13 protein-coding genes are annotated in these 13,880 nt (G+C 34.7%); 2 read left to right on the top strand and 11 right to left on the bottom strand.

Annotated features, from left to right (window positions below; genetic code table 11):
• Positions 1–94: 94 nt before the first annotated feature.
• The 4 genes from N4T20_RS08125 to N4T20_RS08110 are packed head-to-tail and all read right to left on the bottom strand — an operon-like array spanning position 95 to position 4,335.
• Positions 95–1,048: a hypothetical protein gene (locus N4T20_RS08125; RefSeq protein WP_260672542.1), complete on the bottom strand. Its 954-nt coding sequence runs from the start codon at positions 1,046–1,048 to the stop codon at positions 95–97.
• Positions 1,048–2,172 carry a hypothetical protein gene (locus N4T20_RS08120; protein ID WP_260672541.1) on the bottom strand — a complete coding sequence of 375 codons (1,125 nt, stop codon included), beginning with the start codon at positions 2,170–2,172 and terminating at the stop codon, positions 1,048–1,050. Before N4T20_RS08120 ends, N4T20_RS08125 begins: the two co-directional genes overlap by 1 nt.
• Positions 2,173–2,178: 6 nt before the next feature.
• On the bottom strand, positions 2,179–2,520 hold the full coding sequence (locus N4T20_RS08115; protein WP_260672540.1) for a hypothetical protein: 342 nt from the start codon (positions 2,518–2,520) through the stop codon (positions 2,179–2,181).
• Between the two features lie 6 nt (positions 2,521–2,526).
• A complete protein-coding gene (locus N4T20_RS08110; RefSeq protein WP_260672539.1) occupies positions 2,527–4,335 on the bottom strand; it encodes a type VI secretion system Vgr family protein in 1,809 nt (602 codons plus the stop codon).
• A gap of 219 nt (positions 4,336–4,554) precedes the next feature.
• Between N4T20_RS08110 and N4T20_RS08105 the strand changes: the two genes are divergently transcribed.
• Both N4T20_RS08105 and N4T20_RS08100 read left to right on the top strand, forming a co-directional pair.
• Positions 4,555–4,962, top strand: a complete 408-nt coding sequence (locus tag N4T20_RS08105; RefSeq protein WP_260672538.1) for a YtxH domain-containing protein — start codon at positions 4,555–4,557, stop codon at positions 4,960–4,962.
• Positions 4,963–5,047: 85 nt separating this feature from the next.
• Positions 5,048–5,860 (top strand): mechanosensitive ion channel family protein, encoded by an 813-nt coding sequence (locus N4T20_RS08100; RefSeq protein WP_260672537.1) that lies wholly within the window; start codon positions 5,048–5,050, stop codon positions 5,858–5,860.
• A gap of 4 nt (positions 5,861–5,864) precedes the next feature.
• Here N4T20_RS08100 and tsaB read toward each other — a convergent pair whose 3' ends face one another.
• The 7 genes from tsaB to N4T20_RS08065 form a co-directional block, all read right to left on the bottom strand.
• A complete protein-coding gene (tsaB, locus tag N4T20_RS08095) occupies positions 5,865–6,539 on the bottom strand; it encodes a tRNA (adenosine(37)-N6)-threonylcarbamoyltransferase complex dimerization subunit type 1 TsaB (protein ID WP_260672536.1) in 675 nt (224 codons plus the stop codon).
• A 108-nt stretch (positions 6,540–6,647) separates the two neighbouring features.
• Complete coding sequence (locus N4T20_RS08090; RefSeq protein WP_260672535.1) at positions 6,648–7,940, bottom strand: efflux RND transporter periplasmic adaptor subunit; 1,293 nt, start codon at positions 7,938–7,940, stop codon at positions 6,648–6,650.
• A 6-nt stretch (positions 7,941–7,946) separates the two neighbouring features.
• Positions 7,947–9,398, bottom strand: coding sequence for a TolC family protein (locus tag N4T20_RS08085; protein WP_260672534.1), 1,452 nt, complete (start codon positions 9,396–9,398; stop codon positions 7,947–7,949).
• 84 nt (positions 9,399–9,482) lie between these two features.
• A complete protein-coding gene (locus tag N4T20_RS08080) occupies positions 9,483–10,604 on the bottom strand; it encodes an efflux RND transporter periplasmic adaptor subunit (RefSeq protein ID WP_260672533.1) in 1,122 nt (373 codons plus the stop codon).
• A 38-nt stretch (positions 10,605–10,642) separates the two neighbouring features.
• The gene (locus N4T20_RS08075) at positions 10,643–11,908 is read right to left on the bottom strand and encodes an ABC transporter permease (RefSeq protein ID WP_260672532.1); all 1,266 of its coding nucleotides are present in this window, start codon (positions 11,906–11,908) and stop codon (positions 10,643–10,645) included.
• A 2-nt stretch (positions 11,909–11,910) separates the two neighbouring features.
• Positions 11,911–13,155, bottom strand: coding sequence for an ABC transporter permease (locus tag N4T20_RS08070; RefSeq protein WP_260672531.1), 1,245 nt, complete (start codon positions 13,153–13,155; stop codon positions 11,911–11,913).
• On the bottom strand, positions 13,148–13,849 hold the full coding sequence (locus tag N4T20_RS08065) for an ABC transporter ATP-binding protein (RefSeq protein ID WP_260672530.1): 702 nt from the start codon (positions 13,847–13,849) through the stop codon (positions 13,148–13,150). The genes N4T20_RS08070 and N4T20_RS08065 overlap by 8 nt, the downstream gene beginning before the upstream one ends.
• Positions 13,850–13,880: the final 31 nt, after the last annotated feature.

Genomic DNA, 13,880 nt, shown 5'->3' with positions numbered 1-13,880 from the left:
ATTTTTAAAATTGATTAGGATTGCGTTCACTAGCGGGACGCTTGCTCTAGCGCGGGAAATGTTATGCTTGTTCCAACAGATAAAATCATTTTTTTCAATCCAAATTCTTTTTGTTTAAATCCAATAGTTTTAAAATATCTCGAAGATTTGAAGGCTTTGTTGCAATATTGATAGTTTTTAAAATAGATTGAAATTTTTTGTAATGATAAGTTGTTGCATCGGAATAACGGATTCTACTTCCAACAATTGAATCAAGGAAAGTTTTTTTGTTTTTGTATAAATATTCTTGGACTAAAGCTCTCTCATTTACTGATCTATCTGTCACATATACAAGATATTTATTATTCTCTTCAATCTTTTTTTTTGTAAAGCTGTTTTGCCCCAAAATATTTTCTACAATTCCTCTCTTAGTATATTTATAAGTAAATTCATAGCTAAAAAACTGATCATCCGTTTGATAATTTTTATTTTTTATTTTCGCTTTAATGATTTTAAATCTATTATCTTCTTTTTGATTTCTCCAGTTTTTATTTAATGGCTCCAAAGATTCTTCATAATCACCATAACCATCTTTTAAGAAAAAAGCTAAATCTAAAACTGATTTTTCAATAAGTATTTTTTGTTTTAAAAAAGTATAATATTCTTTATTTACCTCATATGTATCGTTATTAATAATGATATTGTTTTGATTACCAAAAGTGATTTTTATATCATCTCCCATTGAACAATAAAACGTTATTGTTTGGTTATTTTTCTTTTTTGACCAAAAAGAAAATTTTTCAGGCTTTTCATTTAAATCCTTATTTAATTTATAAATTGCAACAGTATCATTTTCTTTTGGAAAAACACCTATAAAATTTTCAGTTCTTTCTCCTTCTCCTTTTGTATAGACACTATCGTTTGAACCATTAAACGTATAATTTCCTTCATCAATATATACATCCTTTATAAAAGCAAGTGTATAACTAGAATCGTCTTTTTTAGCTTTCGAATTGCCAAGAAATAGTAAGAAACAAATAACAGAAAGGATATTAATTATTATTTTCATTATTTGACAGGTGTTTCACTTGTTAACCTAGTTTTTGTAATTTTCCAAAAAATACTTTTTCCTGCACTTACTGTACCAGAAATTCCGTTAGTCACTTTAACTCCAGTTTCATAATAGAAATTTCCTGAAATCCAATAATCTTTATTTTCAAAATCGGATGCAGGTATTATGTATTTTATTTTTGAAGGCACTTCTACTTCTTCGTACGTTGGTTTTCCATCCTTATCTAAAATAGCTTTTCCATCTTTTCCTTTAATAATTTGTTTTATTTTCTTTTTTATGTGTTCATGAGTTCCTTGGTCACTTTTTTCTTTATGATTTCCTTTATCCCCATATCTAGTTGAAGAGCCATTTGCAGATATAAATGAATCGTATATATCTTTTGGAATTTCTATAAATTTATATTCATCAAATTTATTCTGCCCTAGTTTATTATAAGGATTAGTTTCTGAATTACCCCAAGCCAGAAAATCAGTTCCATCCCAAAGTTCAGCTCCATTTGTTAAGTCATCTTCTTCATTTAAAACATAAAAAACTGCTTTTCTTGTCATTTTTGATTTTTCATCGACTAACGATGAATCCATCTCTTTTTTATTTCCGACAGAAGAATAACTTGTTGATAGCAATTTTTTCCAAGTTGATTTTGTGTTTTTCGATCTATTAAAACTTGCATATGCGATACACTTTAATTCTTTAAGATCGTTAGCTCCTGCTTCCATTTTTATAACATACGATATATAACAAAAGTCCGAATGTGTTATATTTTTTTTGTTTTCCTGCAGTATTTTTATATCATTATATGTTATAATATCTTCACCTTTCTCATTTTTAACTTTAGTTTTTCCAGTACAAGTATATACATCTTCGAAATTTCCTTCATTATCTGATTCGTTTACTTTCCCTTCAAAAGTTCCATCTTCATTGTAAAAATGCCCATTCACATATAAAATCTTGGAAAGAAACCTTGATAATGGCGGATCTTCAGGCTCTCCATAGCTATAACTCTCTGCAAAATATTCAATTTTACCATTAGAATTAATTTCAACCCCTTCTTTGGCATAAATTCTTGTCGTTCCGCCAACATTAATCGTTAGATTACCTTTTACTCTTAAATTGTATGTCATGGTAAATTATTTTTCTTCGGTGATTATAAATGTTAAAAAGTCTATCGCATGAAATTGTCCTTCTTCATAAAATGTTTTACTGGCAATTTCCTGAATTTCTTCTTTTGGCAGCATGACCATCATTGTCCCATCTGGTTTTCTAATTCTGTCTCCTATTTTTTCCAATTTAAAGGGTTCGAAATTGATTCTTATATTATGTGGAGAACTTGTCATATAGTTCCCAAACGGATCATTATAGCTCACATTTCCATCATTAATGGTAAAGTGTGCCATGTTTTTGGAATTATGAAAGCTATAATTATCACTATTTCCCATTATAGTTATACCGCTAATTGTTTTTATTGCCATCTTAAATTAGTTTTGACTTGTGTTTTCTGAACTATTATTTTGTATATCTTTTTTTGAATGTATTTGATGACCGTTTTCACTATTTGATCTTACTTTTCCATTGCTCATTACATTACGATCTTTTTTATGATCTAAATTGCAATCTCCTTCAATATTTGCATCATAAATTCCCCCAACATGCAAAATTTTGTCTCCAGTTACACTTGTATTTAAAATTCCTCCAACACTAGTGGTTTTATTAATTGTCGCTGTTTCAGAAATATTTGTTCCTGCCGTAAATGTGATACTTTCAGCCGCTTCAAAAACAATATTCTTTGCTCGTATGGTAAAGGTTTCGGGAGTTATGACGTTTATATTTTTACCCTGCTCATCCAAATGAATTTCATTCCCGCTAGGGTCAGAAAGCCAAATGCCAATTTTTTCTATGAACTTCAGCATCTGTCCAAATCTAAATTTCCAGCCCTTGATGCTGTTTTTCGGGTCAAAAAACTCCGGTTTTGCCTGTCCGTTATAATGCGAACCTGATACGTATGGTCTCTCGACATTGCCGCCTTCAAAACTTACCAGCACTTCATCGCCAATTTCGGGCCTGTAATACGTGCCTCTTGACGGGCCTGCGTAATGCTGCACCACGCGCATCCAGTCGCTATCGTTTCCCCAACCGTTCCAGTAAAATTCCACTTTTACGCGCCCCAGACCTTCGGGGTCGTTGTTGTCTGTTACTTTTGCGGGTTGGGTTTCGGCTTCGGCAAAAGCTTTTACATCTGTATAATGCGGCGCCGCAACATCTGAAGGGATTGCCCTGAACTCGCAGCGGTAGTTTCCGTTTACTTCTGAGTGGTGCACAACTTCTATGGCCACCAAATCATGTCTGATTTCTTTGTTATGAATCACGAAAACCTGTCCCAAACCAATAGGATAATAGGAAATCCCGCTGTAAAAAATTCTGTTGGCATCGCTTCCCGCTGTCTGAAGCCTGACCATTTCTTCGATTTCTTCCTTATTCTGGGCATTATTGGTGTAGGCGCCAACGCTTAAATCTGAATTGGTTATGGCGTCCTGATTCCACCCCATAGAAATGGCGAACCTATCTCGGCTTCCCGCTGCGGTTTTGAGCGATGAATTTCGAATATTTGACGCTGAACTGTAATCATACCCTCCTAATGAAATTTTACTCGAAACCAGATTTGCCTCATAGGTGAATCCATGGAGCGAAGATCCTGCAATGAGTTCGACCCTGCTGGATTTCAGCTGCCCGAACTGCATCCGCATTCCGTCAAAATAAAACCATTCTCCATAGCGCGCCGAAAGCCTTTTCATGAATTCGAAACCCGTTTCATTGTACTGCGGCTTGCAGCCAAAAGTTTTAGTGAGTGTGGGTTTGATGGCTTCTCTTTGGTAAAACTCTCCCGAACTTTCTTCCGCAAAAATTTCCAACGCAATCTGCTGCAGGGTTTTGTTCAGAAAAATTCTTGACTTTTTCATATCGCTCAGGACCACGGTATGGCTGATTCCCGTAACGTGCAGTCCCGCTGGGCTGCCATGCAGATCAACCGATTTCAGGCTTTTAATAATCCCTTTGGACATTAATTTAATATCATTAACCTTAAAGGTGAAAATCACTTCGCTCCCTATATGCTCTGCAACCGCTTTTGCCTGATCTTCTGGAGCAATCACAGCCCTTCCGCTGTATTGCCATACAAAAGAAAAATAATGGTGATCGGCCATTTTTTGCGACAGCTTCAAATCTGAATAGATGATATTCTGGCTAAAGGAATTGATGGTTATATGGACCTGTTCGCTGAATTTTGACATAAAATAGTTTTAAGTTTTTGTTTAAATAAATTCTTACAATTTAAAGCGCTTTATTTACAGGTGCAATACCTACATTTAGGGATTTTTTGGAAAAAAACTAAAATTTTAAAACTTTCATAAAGAACATACACTTTTAATAATCAACATTTTACATCAACTTTAGTTTGAAATATTCTAAAAAAGTTTAATATTGCATTCTTAACCAATTAATTTAAAACCATGGGATTATCTTCATTTTTTAAAAATTTATTTGGCTCAACCAAAGAGTCTGTAACTGAATTGGCAAATAATGCCGAAGAGACTTTTGAGCAAGCAAAAGAAGCCGCAGCTCCTTATATAGAGAAAGCAGAAGCTTTTGCAGAAGAAACAATTGAAAAAGTAAAAGAGGTTTCGGAACCTATTATTGACCAAGCGTCAGATTATGCTGAAAAAGCAAAAGATACCGTAAGCGAATATGCCGACAAAGCCGCTAAAGTGGTAAATGATGTGGTGGATTCTGTTAAAGAAAAAACTGCTTCTCTGGCCGTTGAGACGCCAGAAACGATTTCTGAAACAGTTGTTGATTCAAGCGAAAAATCTACGGAAGAGATAGAAGAAATAGCCGACGACGCTACAGAGAAAGCATAAATGCACTTTAGAATAACGTAAATATTTTTATATTTGCACTGCTAATACACCTTCTCATTTGAGAAGGTTTTTTTATTTTAAAATCATGAATCTTAGTCCAGAACAAGTTAGTAAATACATCAGCCGTTTTATTGACATTTTAGTTGATTATTCCCCAAAATTGATTTCCGCATTTTTAATCTTATTTGTTGGTTTATATGCCATCAGATTGATTAATCGTATCATCAAGAAAATAATGATTCAGCGAAATCTCGACCCAACATTAACAAAATTCTTATCCGATATTTTATTGTGGGCACTGCGAATATTATTGTTTGTAACCTTTATTTCTAAATTAGGAATAGAAACTTCTTCGTTTGTAGCTATTTTAGGAGCAATGGGTCTTGCAATTGGTTTGTCGTTACAAGGATCGCTGTCTAACTTTGCTGGCGGGATGCTGATTATTGTTTTCAAACCATTTAAAGTTGGAGATACTATCGAAGCGCAAGGCGTTATTGCGACTGTCCTTGAAATCCAGATTTTTGTAACCAAAATGCTTACTGCAAATAACCAGACTGTATTTGTTCCTAATGGTTCTTTGTCTAATGGAAATATCATCAATTATTCGATGCAGGGAGAAAGAAGAGCCGATTTGACTTTTGCTATTTCTTATGATTCAGATATCAAAAAAGCCAAAGAAATTCTTTTGGATGTTCTGATTCAAAATCCTAAAGTATTGAAGAAACCTGCGCCAGAAGTTTTTGTAAAAAATCTATCGGCAAGTTCTATTGATTTTGCCGTTCGCCCTTGGGCAAAAAACGCCAATTATGGAGCTGTTTTTTCTGAAACTCTAGAAAACTGCAAAATAGCTTTAGACGAAGCTGGAATTTCAGTACAGCCTTACACAATACAGAAATAAAGTATTATTCCTTTTTTGAAGGAGCAGTAATAATAAAATCTTTTAAATAATAAGGTTCAAAATAAGCGACATCTACCGTGTCGCTTTTTTGATACTTATCAAAACTGAATTTACTCATGGCTTGTGCAGAAGGGTATTTTATGTTTTCTAAAAACACAAAATTGTCTTTAGTCAAAACGGCTTTACACTTATCGGCACAATCGCCAACAAAATAAAGTTTGTCTGTATATTCCTGAAATGAATTTTCGTCAATAATTTCAGCTTTAATAGCTCTTTCAACAGTCAAATCAGGATTGAAAACGGCGCTATAAACTTCCATACGGCGCGCATCTAGCATAGGTATAATTTTTCCGTCTGTAACCGCTGCCTGTGATGCTAAGGTCTGCATCGTATCAACAGCAATCAATGGAATATTTAAAGCGTAACACAAGCCTTTTGCTGCCGACACACCGATTCTCAAACCTGTATAAGATCCAGGTCCTTGACTAATTGCAATCGCCGCTAATTCATGCACAGAGATTCCTGCTTTTGCAATTGCTTCTTCAATAAAAACATGAAGTTTTTCGGCGTGAGAATATCCTTCATCTGCCAATTCGCTGCAAACAATGGTTTGGCCATCTTTTGCGATAGATACTGAACAATTTTTGGTAGCCGTTTCGATATTGAGAATAAAAGACAAGGTATTATGTTTTAAAAATTAGTTATTTATGTCAGGCTGAGCGAAGTCGAAGTCTTTCTTGCTTTAAAGCCTTCGACTTCGCTCAGGATGAAATATGTTTAGATATTATTATTTCTTTGGAGCTTCGGCTTTCTTAACTTTTACCTTATCTCCAGAATTTAGTTCTTTAGAAACTGTTGTATAAGGACCTGTAATAACTACATCCCCAGATTTTAAGCCAGACATTACTTCAATATTAGTATCGTCCTGAATTCCAGTTTTAATGATTCTAATCTTAGCTTTATCTCCAACTTTTACAAAAACGCATTCGAATTTTTTATCGCTTTTTGGAGCCGCTTTTTTATCTTCATTAGGATCTTCAACCTTAAAATCTTTTACGGCTGTAGTATCCGATTTTACTACAACAGAACTAATTGGCACTGCCAAAACATTAGTTTTTGTTGTTGTAATAATATCAACCGTAGCCGTCATCCCAGGTCTAAAAGGAGAATATGTGCTTGGTTTTCCTTCTAATAAGTCTTGATACGAATCTTTTAAAATTCGAACTTTAACTTTAAAATTCGTAACCTGATCTGAAGTTAATGTAGTGCTCGCAGAATTAGAAATGCTGGTTACCACTCCCTTAAATTTCTTTTTCAGATAGGCATCAACTTCAACGTTTGCTTCGTCTCCTATTTTAATTTTTACAATGTCATTTTCATTAACATCAACTTCAACCTCCATATTGTTCAAATTGGCAACACGCAAAAGCTCAGTTCCAGCCATTTGCTGCGTTCCTAAAACTCTTTCTCCCAATTCTACATTCAATACCGAAATTGTTCCATCAGCAGGAGAATAGATCGTTGTACGTCCTAAGTTATCTTTGGCCTCAGTAACAGATGCCGAAGCGCTTTGAACATTGTAGTAAGCACTTTGTTTTGTTGCTTTTGCAACTTCAAAAGTAGAAATGGCTTTATCCCAATCCGATTTTGAGATTACGCCTTTATCATACAATATTTTATTGCGCTCATAGTTTGCTTTTGCTTCTTTAAAACTGGCGTCAGATTGAGTAAGGCTTGCTTTTGTTCCAGCTAAATTTGCAACAGATCTTTCTAATCCTGAGGTATATAAATCGGGATTTATTTTTACCAGTAAATCGCCTTTTTTAACAACCTGTCCTTCTTTGACATTTAATGCAATGATCTCGCCTGAAACCATCGAAGCAATTTTAATTTCAATTTCGGGTTGGATTTTACCTGTTGCAGAAACTGTTTCAACGATTGTTGACGCTGACACCTTTGCAATTTCCACTTCTTTTCCTTCGTCTTTACTTCCTATTATTCCACCATTTTTAAGAGCCACTAAAGCTCCGATAAGCACTATTGCACCGCCTAATAAGAAATAAACTGTTTTTTTCTGCATAATAAATTATTTTGTAATAATTGGAACAATTGGAATTCCGAAATAAAACTCTAATATTTTAATTTTGAACATATAATCGTATTTTGTTCTGATAACATCAGACTGCGCATTGGTCAATAATGTTTGAGCTTGAGTAAAATCAAATGAATTCATCAAACCTACATCATATTTTTCTTTTGCGTAATTGTATGCCTGCTGTCTTGCTTCTAACGTTACGGTAGATGATTCGTACGTATTTAAAGCTCCTCTCGCATCTGTAAATGCCGTATACACGTTACGTTGCAAATCTAAACTTTTTTGCTCTAAATCTATTTTAGATTTTTCTAAACTTACTTTGCTACGCTCTACATTATTTCTAACTGAGAAACCATTAAAGATAGGCACAGAAAGCTGAAATCCAAAAGATTGTCCTTTATTATCACTAAACTGGTCCAATATTGGATCTGCTTTACCTAAAACTGGTGTATAATTATCTTGAAGAACCGGTTGATTGGTCCCTTGAACATATCCAATCTGTGAAGTTGGGTTTGCTAGATTTGGCGTAGTGCCTCTTATTACATCGCTGTAACTTGCTCTAGTATTAAAGTTGTAGAAAGCACTCAAAGTTGGCTGATAAGCTCCTTTGGCAATAGCGACATTTTTCTCTGCAATCTCCAGATTTGCCTGCGCTAATTTTAGCTCTGTTCTCGTTTCTTTAGCTTTATTATAGATTTCGATCGGACTTTGAGCTAAGATATTGTTTTCGTCCATCACATTTGTATCATCAACAACATCAAAATCTGCAAATTCTTTTAATTGTAAAAGCTGAGCCAAACTTAATTTAGAAATCAGCAAATTGTTTTCAGAAACGGCTATGTTCTGTTTGTCTGTCGCAACAGTAGCTTTCAAATCAAACAGATCTCCACGCGGAATAGTTCCTGCATTTACCATTTCTTCAGAACGGGCATAGCGTTTTTCATCAATTGCCAACTGCTCTTTTTTAACTTTCAAATCCTCTTTGTTTGATAAAATCTGCAAAAATGCACTAGCCACATTCAACGAAATATCTTCTTGCATTTTTAGCAATTGGTATTGCGAGGCAATTATGGATAGTTTTGATTTTCTAAGCGTATTCTGATTCTGCAGACCTTTGTAAATATCTACTCCAGCATTTAATCCTACTGAAGAATATTGTGTAGTCTGATTACGTAAAATACCTGTTGTAACATCCTGGTTCAAACCGATGTTCCAAGAGTGAGAAGCATTCCCGTTTACAGATGGAAGATAATTGCCCAATGCTGCTTTTTTATCAATAGTAGCATTTTTTAAATCCAACTCCGATTGTTTGATCGTGATATTGTTTTCAAGTGCGTATCTCACACACTCTTCTAATGTCCATTTCTTTGATTGCGCCTGTCCAGTTAATCCGAAACCGAATAACATTGCAAAAACCAGACTACTATATTTATTTATTTTCATATACTTTTAATGAAGGCGCAGTAAACCGAACTACGCAAATTTAACATTTTTAAAACCAAAAAGACCTTGACCTTTCAAATTAGCTTATTTTTTTTCTTTGTCTCCTTCGTTAATCAAGCCCTGATTCCAGATTTTAATTTTATCCGTATCATTTACGCCGCTTTTAATTTGAACATAGATTCCGTCGCTTACCCCGAGAACCAAATCTCTTCTTTCAAATTTCTGCGGAGCGGTTTCAACTTCTACATAAGGCTTTTGAGTTTTCTTGTCAAATTGCACTAAAGATTCTTTTATTGCCAAAACCTTTTCTGCTTTTTCTAAAATAATAGAAGCATTTGCGCTTAGACCAGCTCTAATAAAAGTATCGTCTCTATTAATCATTTGCGCTTTTATTTCAAACTGGATTGCCCCATTTTCTGTAACTCCTTTTGGAGCAATATAATTTAAAACTGCATCAAACTTTTTATTTTCGATGGCACCAATTGTAATTTCAATTGGCATTTTTTCTTTAATTTTTCCAACCTCAGACTCATCAATTTTTCCAATAAAAATCATTCGTCCAACATCGGCTACACTTGCAATAGTAGTCCCTTCGTTAAAATTATTGCTTTCGATTACTTGGTTACCCACTTTTACTGGAACGTCTAAAACCATTCCGTTAACAGTAGAACGGATTAATGTATTAGCATAATTTCCCAAAGAAGAAGTTGTTCCTGTTTTAACGATATCTAATCCTTGTTTTGCAGCCAAATAATTTTGTTTTGCCTGATTGTAAGCCAAGAGAGCAGCATCATAGTCATTTGCAGAAATAACATCTTTCTCGAATAATGTTTTCTGTCTTTTATAGATTTTTTCCTGATTGTCTAATGCTATTTTAGCTGTCTGCACCTGATTTTGAGAGCTGCTTACATTAGAAACATTAGCTACAACTCTAATTTTAGCAATCATATCGCCGGCTTTGATTTTTTCACCTGCTTTAATGTACACTTCTTCAATAATACCTGAGATATTTGGTTTGATTAGAACCTCTTCATCAGGCTGAATATTACCTGTCGCAATAGTATTTTTTACGATAGTTTTAATTTCTGCTTTTTCCGTTTTAAATACAATCGGCGATTCTTGGTTTTTAGCATACAAATAGTATAGCGCGCCAAAAAAAACAACTGCGATAAATATTAAAATGGTTACGGTTACTCCTTTTTTCATTTTGTCTAGGGTTTAATCGATTTATTTTGATTGATAATTTATTCTGTCCTTAATGCATCTACGGGCTTTACATTGATTGCTGTCTGCGCTGGAATAAATCCGGCGAGTAAACCAGATCCGACCAATATAACCAATGCAACGAATACAACTCCTAAATCTACAGTCGGATTTGCAAACATCGTATTCTCTCCCGGTGGCATAGAATCTAATGCCATATTTAAAAGTGCAATGATTCCTGTTGCGACAGCAATTCCGAGCATACCCGAAATAATTGTTAAAAATATAGACTCAGTTAGTATTTGCGTTCTAATTGCTCCCGGAGTTGCGCCTAAAGCTCTTCTAATTCCGATTTCTTTTGTACGTTCTTTAACCACAATAAGCATAATATTCGAAATTCCGATTACGCCCGAAATCAAAACCAATGTTCCTACGAAATACGCAATTACTTTTAAAATATTAAATAAGCTTTGCACTTTATTAAATTGCTCGTACAAGTCAAAATTTCCAACCGCTCTATCATCTGTCGGGTTTATAGAATGCAATGATTTTATGATCTCTAGAATTTTTGGCTTCAAATCGGTTATAGAAGTTTCATCTTTTGCGGTAAGCGCCATCCATCCCACTTTATCTCCGTAATTAAAGGCCTGCTGAAAAGTTGTAAAAGGAATAAAAATATTTTTTTGCTCCTGTTCTGCGTTTCCTCCCTGCTGTTTAGATTTATAAACGCCAACAACCATAAAATTGATGCTGTTAATTTTTATATAAGTTCCAACCGCTTCTTCTTCTTTGCCATAAAGTTCGCTGATAACTCCTTTTCCAATTACACAGACTTTTCTTCTTTGTTCAATGTCCTGCTGGTTTACAAATCTCCCTTTAATGATATCCATCGGCTGCTGTTTAATCAGTTCTGGATAATCTCCATAAATGGTAAAAGCAGAAGTTTTTGTGCCTCTTACCACGTTATTTGTTCCATTAAAATCACCTAATTGATTTCTCGGAGATACATACAATAAATCAGGCAATGCGGCTTTTAAAGCTGTCACATCACTATTTCTAAAGTCATAACGTCTTGTTTTTGGCAAACCTTTATAAGCCTTAGAGGTAGTCTGGCTCCACATAAACATGGTGTTGGTCGCAATTCCATCAAAACCTTTTTTAATACCGTTTTCTAGGCCATTACCTGCAGCAAGCAAAATTACCAAGATAAAAATACCCCAAAAAACACCAAAAGCCGTCAGGATAGTCCTGAAAGGATTGGCGGTTAAGGCCTGTAAAATCTCGTCCCAATTATCTTTTTTAAACATGATTATTCGTCTCTAAGTGCTACAATAGGTTTAATTTTGGCTGCTCTATAGGCTGGAAAAAATCCTGCCATTGCTCCCGCAAAAACAAGTAATACCAAAGTAGTTAAAGCTACACTAAAATCTACTTCAGGATTTCTGAAATATTCACTCTGAACCATAGGCCCAACAAATTCCAATAATGCAAGACTGGCCAACAATCCGACAAAACCTGCAATGGTCGTGATAAAGATCGATTCATGAAGAATCATGGTAATAATTGAAAAAGGCGAAGCTCCCAATGCTTTTCTAATCCCGATTTCTTTTGTGCGCTCCTTCACAATGATAAGCATAATATTACTCACACCAACCACTCCGGCTATGATGGTACATATACCCACCCACCAGAAAAAGAGCCTGATGTATAAATTTAAGTCATAAAACTGTTTGGCATCTTTAACCGAATTATAAACTCCCACGCCACCATCATCTTCAGGAGCTACTACATTTTTACTTTTTAATAAGTCTTTTAAATCTTGGGTAAACTTTTCTGACTGAGCCAATGCTTCATCATAATCGCTTGTCTTTTTTAAGGTAAAAAACAAATTGGAGATTTTATCGCCCCCACCAAATGTTTTCTGAACCGTAGTCAATGGCAGATATGCGCGAGTCTCTTCTCTCTCTCCACCCGGATCGGTAAAGACTCCGACTATTTTGAAGTTGATATTGTTAATCAGGATTTCTTCTCCTATCGCCTCTTTATCTTTAAGCATATCGGTTTTTAATTTCATCCCGATAACCGCCACTTTTGCATTGCTTTCTAAATCTTTGGCATTGATATAACGCCCCTGAACTATGGTTAAATTTTCTATTCCTCCATAATCTGGATTTACTCCTCTAAACTGATAACTTCCAGATTCTTTACCATAAGAAAAAGATTGCCCCCAATAATTATTAGTCGACGCTCTCAGGTCTAATTTGTCTTCAAATTTCTGTACGGATTGATTGTAATCGCTATTGCGAAATTGAATTTGTCTTCCAGGATTTAGTCCTTTATATTCTTTAGTAGTTGTTCCAGACCAAACCTCAATGATTCCAGCAGCATCACGTTCAAATTGCTTTTCAATTCCGTTTTGCAAACCTTTACCTGCCCCAAGCAGGATTACCAAAATAAAAATTCCGGAAGCCACAGAAACTCCAGTTAAGAATGTTCTTAAACGATTTTTGGAGATGGCTTCAAATATTTCCTGCCAGCGTTCAATATTAAACATAAGACGAAGCTCTAACTTGTTCTACTTTTTTGTCGTCGATAATTAATCCATCTTTTAGGACTACATTTCTTTTGCACATTGCTGCAATATCAGGTTCGTGTGTAACAATCAAAATTGTTTTTCCCTCATCATTAATACCTTGAATAAGTTCCATAACCTCATAAGAAGTTTTAGTATCCAACGCTCCTGTAGGCTCATCGGCAAGCAAAACCTTCGGATTAGAAGCTAATGCTCTTGCAATAGCCACACGCTGTTTCTGCCCTCCAGAAAGTTCGTTTGGCAAGTGGTTAACATGAGAACCTAAACCTACTTTTTCCAAATATTTCATTGCGATTTCGTAACGTTCCTTTCTTTTAATACCTTGATAATACAATGGCATTGCCACATTGTCTAATGCTGTTTTGTAATTAATTAAATTAAAAGACTGAAAAACAAAACCTAAAAACTTATTACGGTATTTTGAAGCAATTGTTTCGTTTAGTTTTTTTATTGGCGTTTTATCTAAAATATAACTTCCAGAATCGGCTTCATCCAGAATTCCCAAAATGTTAAGAAGCGTCGATTTACCTGAACCAGATGACCCCATGATCGCAACTAATTCACCTTCTTCTATATTAAAATTAATGCCTTTTAATACGTGCAATTCTGAACTTCCCATCTTATAGGATTTGTGCAAATCTTTGATTTCAATCATGGTATTGTTAATTTTTTTAGACAATAATAAC

This window comes from Flavobacterium sp. TR2 (genome assembly GCF_025252405.1).
Taxonomy (GTDB): domain Bacteria; phylum Bacteroidota; class Bacteroidia; order Flavobacteriales; family Flavobacteriaceae; genus Flavobacterium.
The sequence above is the reverse complement of the archived record's forward strand: the minus strand, read 5'-3'. Positions and strand labels throughout refer to the sequence as shown.

Bases quoted from the DNA above. Each gene is read 5' to 3' on its own strand.
- N4T20_RS08115 (WP_260672540.1), bottom strand. From the start codon at position 2,520: ATGGCAATAAAAACAATTAGCGGTATAACTATAATGGGAAATAGTGAT.
- N4T20_RS08120 (WP_260672541.1), bottom strand. From the start codon at position 2,172: ATGACATACAATTTAAGAGTAAAAGGTAATCTAACGATTAATGTTGGC.
- N4T20_RS08065 (WP_260672530.1), bottom strand. From the start codon at position 13,849: ATGATTGAAATCAAAGATTTGCACAAATCCTATAAGATGGGAAGTTCA.
- N4T20_RS08090 (WP_260672535.1), bottom strand. From the start codon at position 7,940: ATGCAGAAAAAAACAGTTTATTTCTTATTAGGCGGTGCAATAGTGCTT.
- N4T20_RS08070 (WP_260672531.1), bottom strand. From the start codon at position 13,155: ATGTTTAATATTGAACGCTGGCAGGAAATATTTGAAGCCATCTCCAAA.
- N4T20_RS08080 (WP_260672533.1), bottom strand. From the start codon at position 10,604: ATGAAAAAAGGAGTAACCGTAACCATTTTAATATTTATCGCAGTTGTT.
- N4T20_RS08110 (WP_260672539.1), bottom strand. From the start codon at position 4,335: ATGTCAAAATTCAGCGAACAGGTCCATATAACCATCAATTCCTTTAGC.
- N4T20_RS08125 (WP_260672542.1), bottom strand. From the start codon at position 1,048: ATGAAAATAATAATTAATATCCTTTCTGTTATTTGTTTCTTACTATTT.
- N4T20_RS08085 (WP_260672534.1), bottom strand. From the start codon at position 9,398: ATGAAAATAAATAAATATAGTAGTCTGGTTTTTGCAATGTTATTCGGT.
- N4T20_RS08105 (WP_260672538.1), top strand. From the start codon at position 4,555: ATGGGATTATCTTCATTTTTTAAAAATTTATTTGGCTCAACCAAAGAG.
- N4T20_RS08075 (WP_260672532.1), bottom strand. From the start codon at position 11,908: ATGTTTAAAAAAGATAATTGGGACGAGATTTTACAGGCCTTAACCGCC.
- N4T20_RS08100 (WP_260672537.1), top strand. From the start codon at position 5,048: ATGAATCTTAGTCCAGAACAAGTTAGTAAATACATCAGCCGTTTTATT.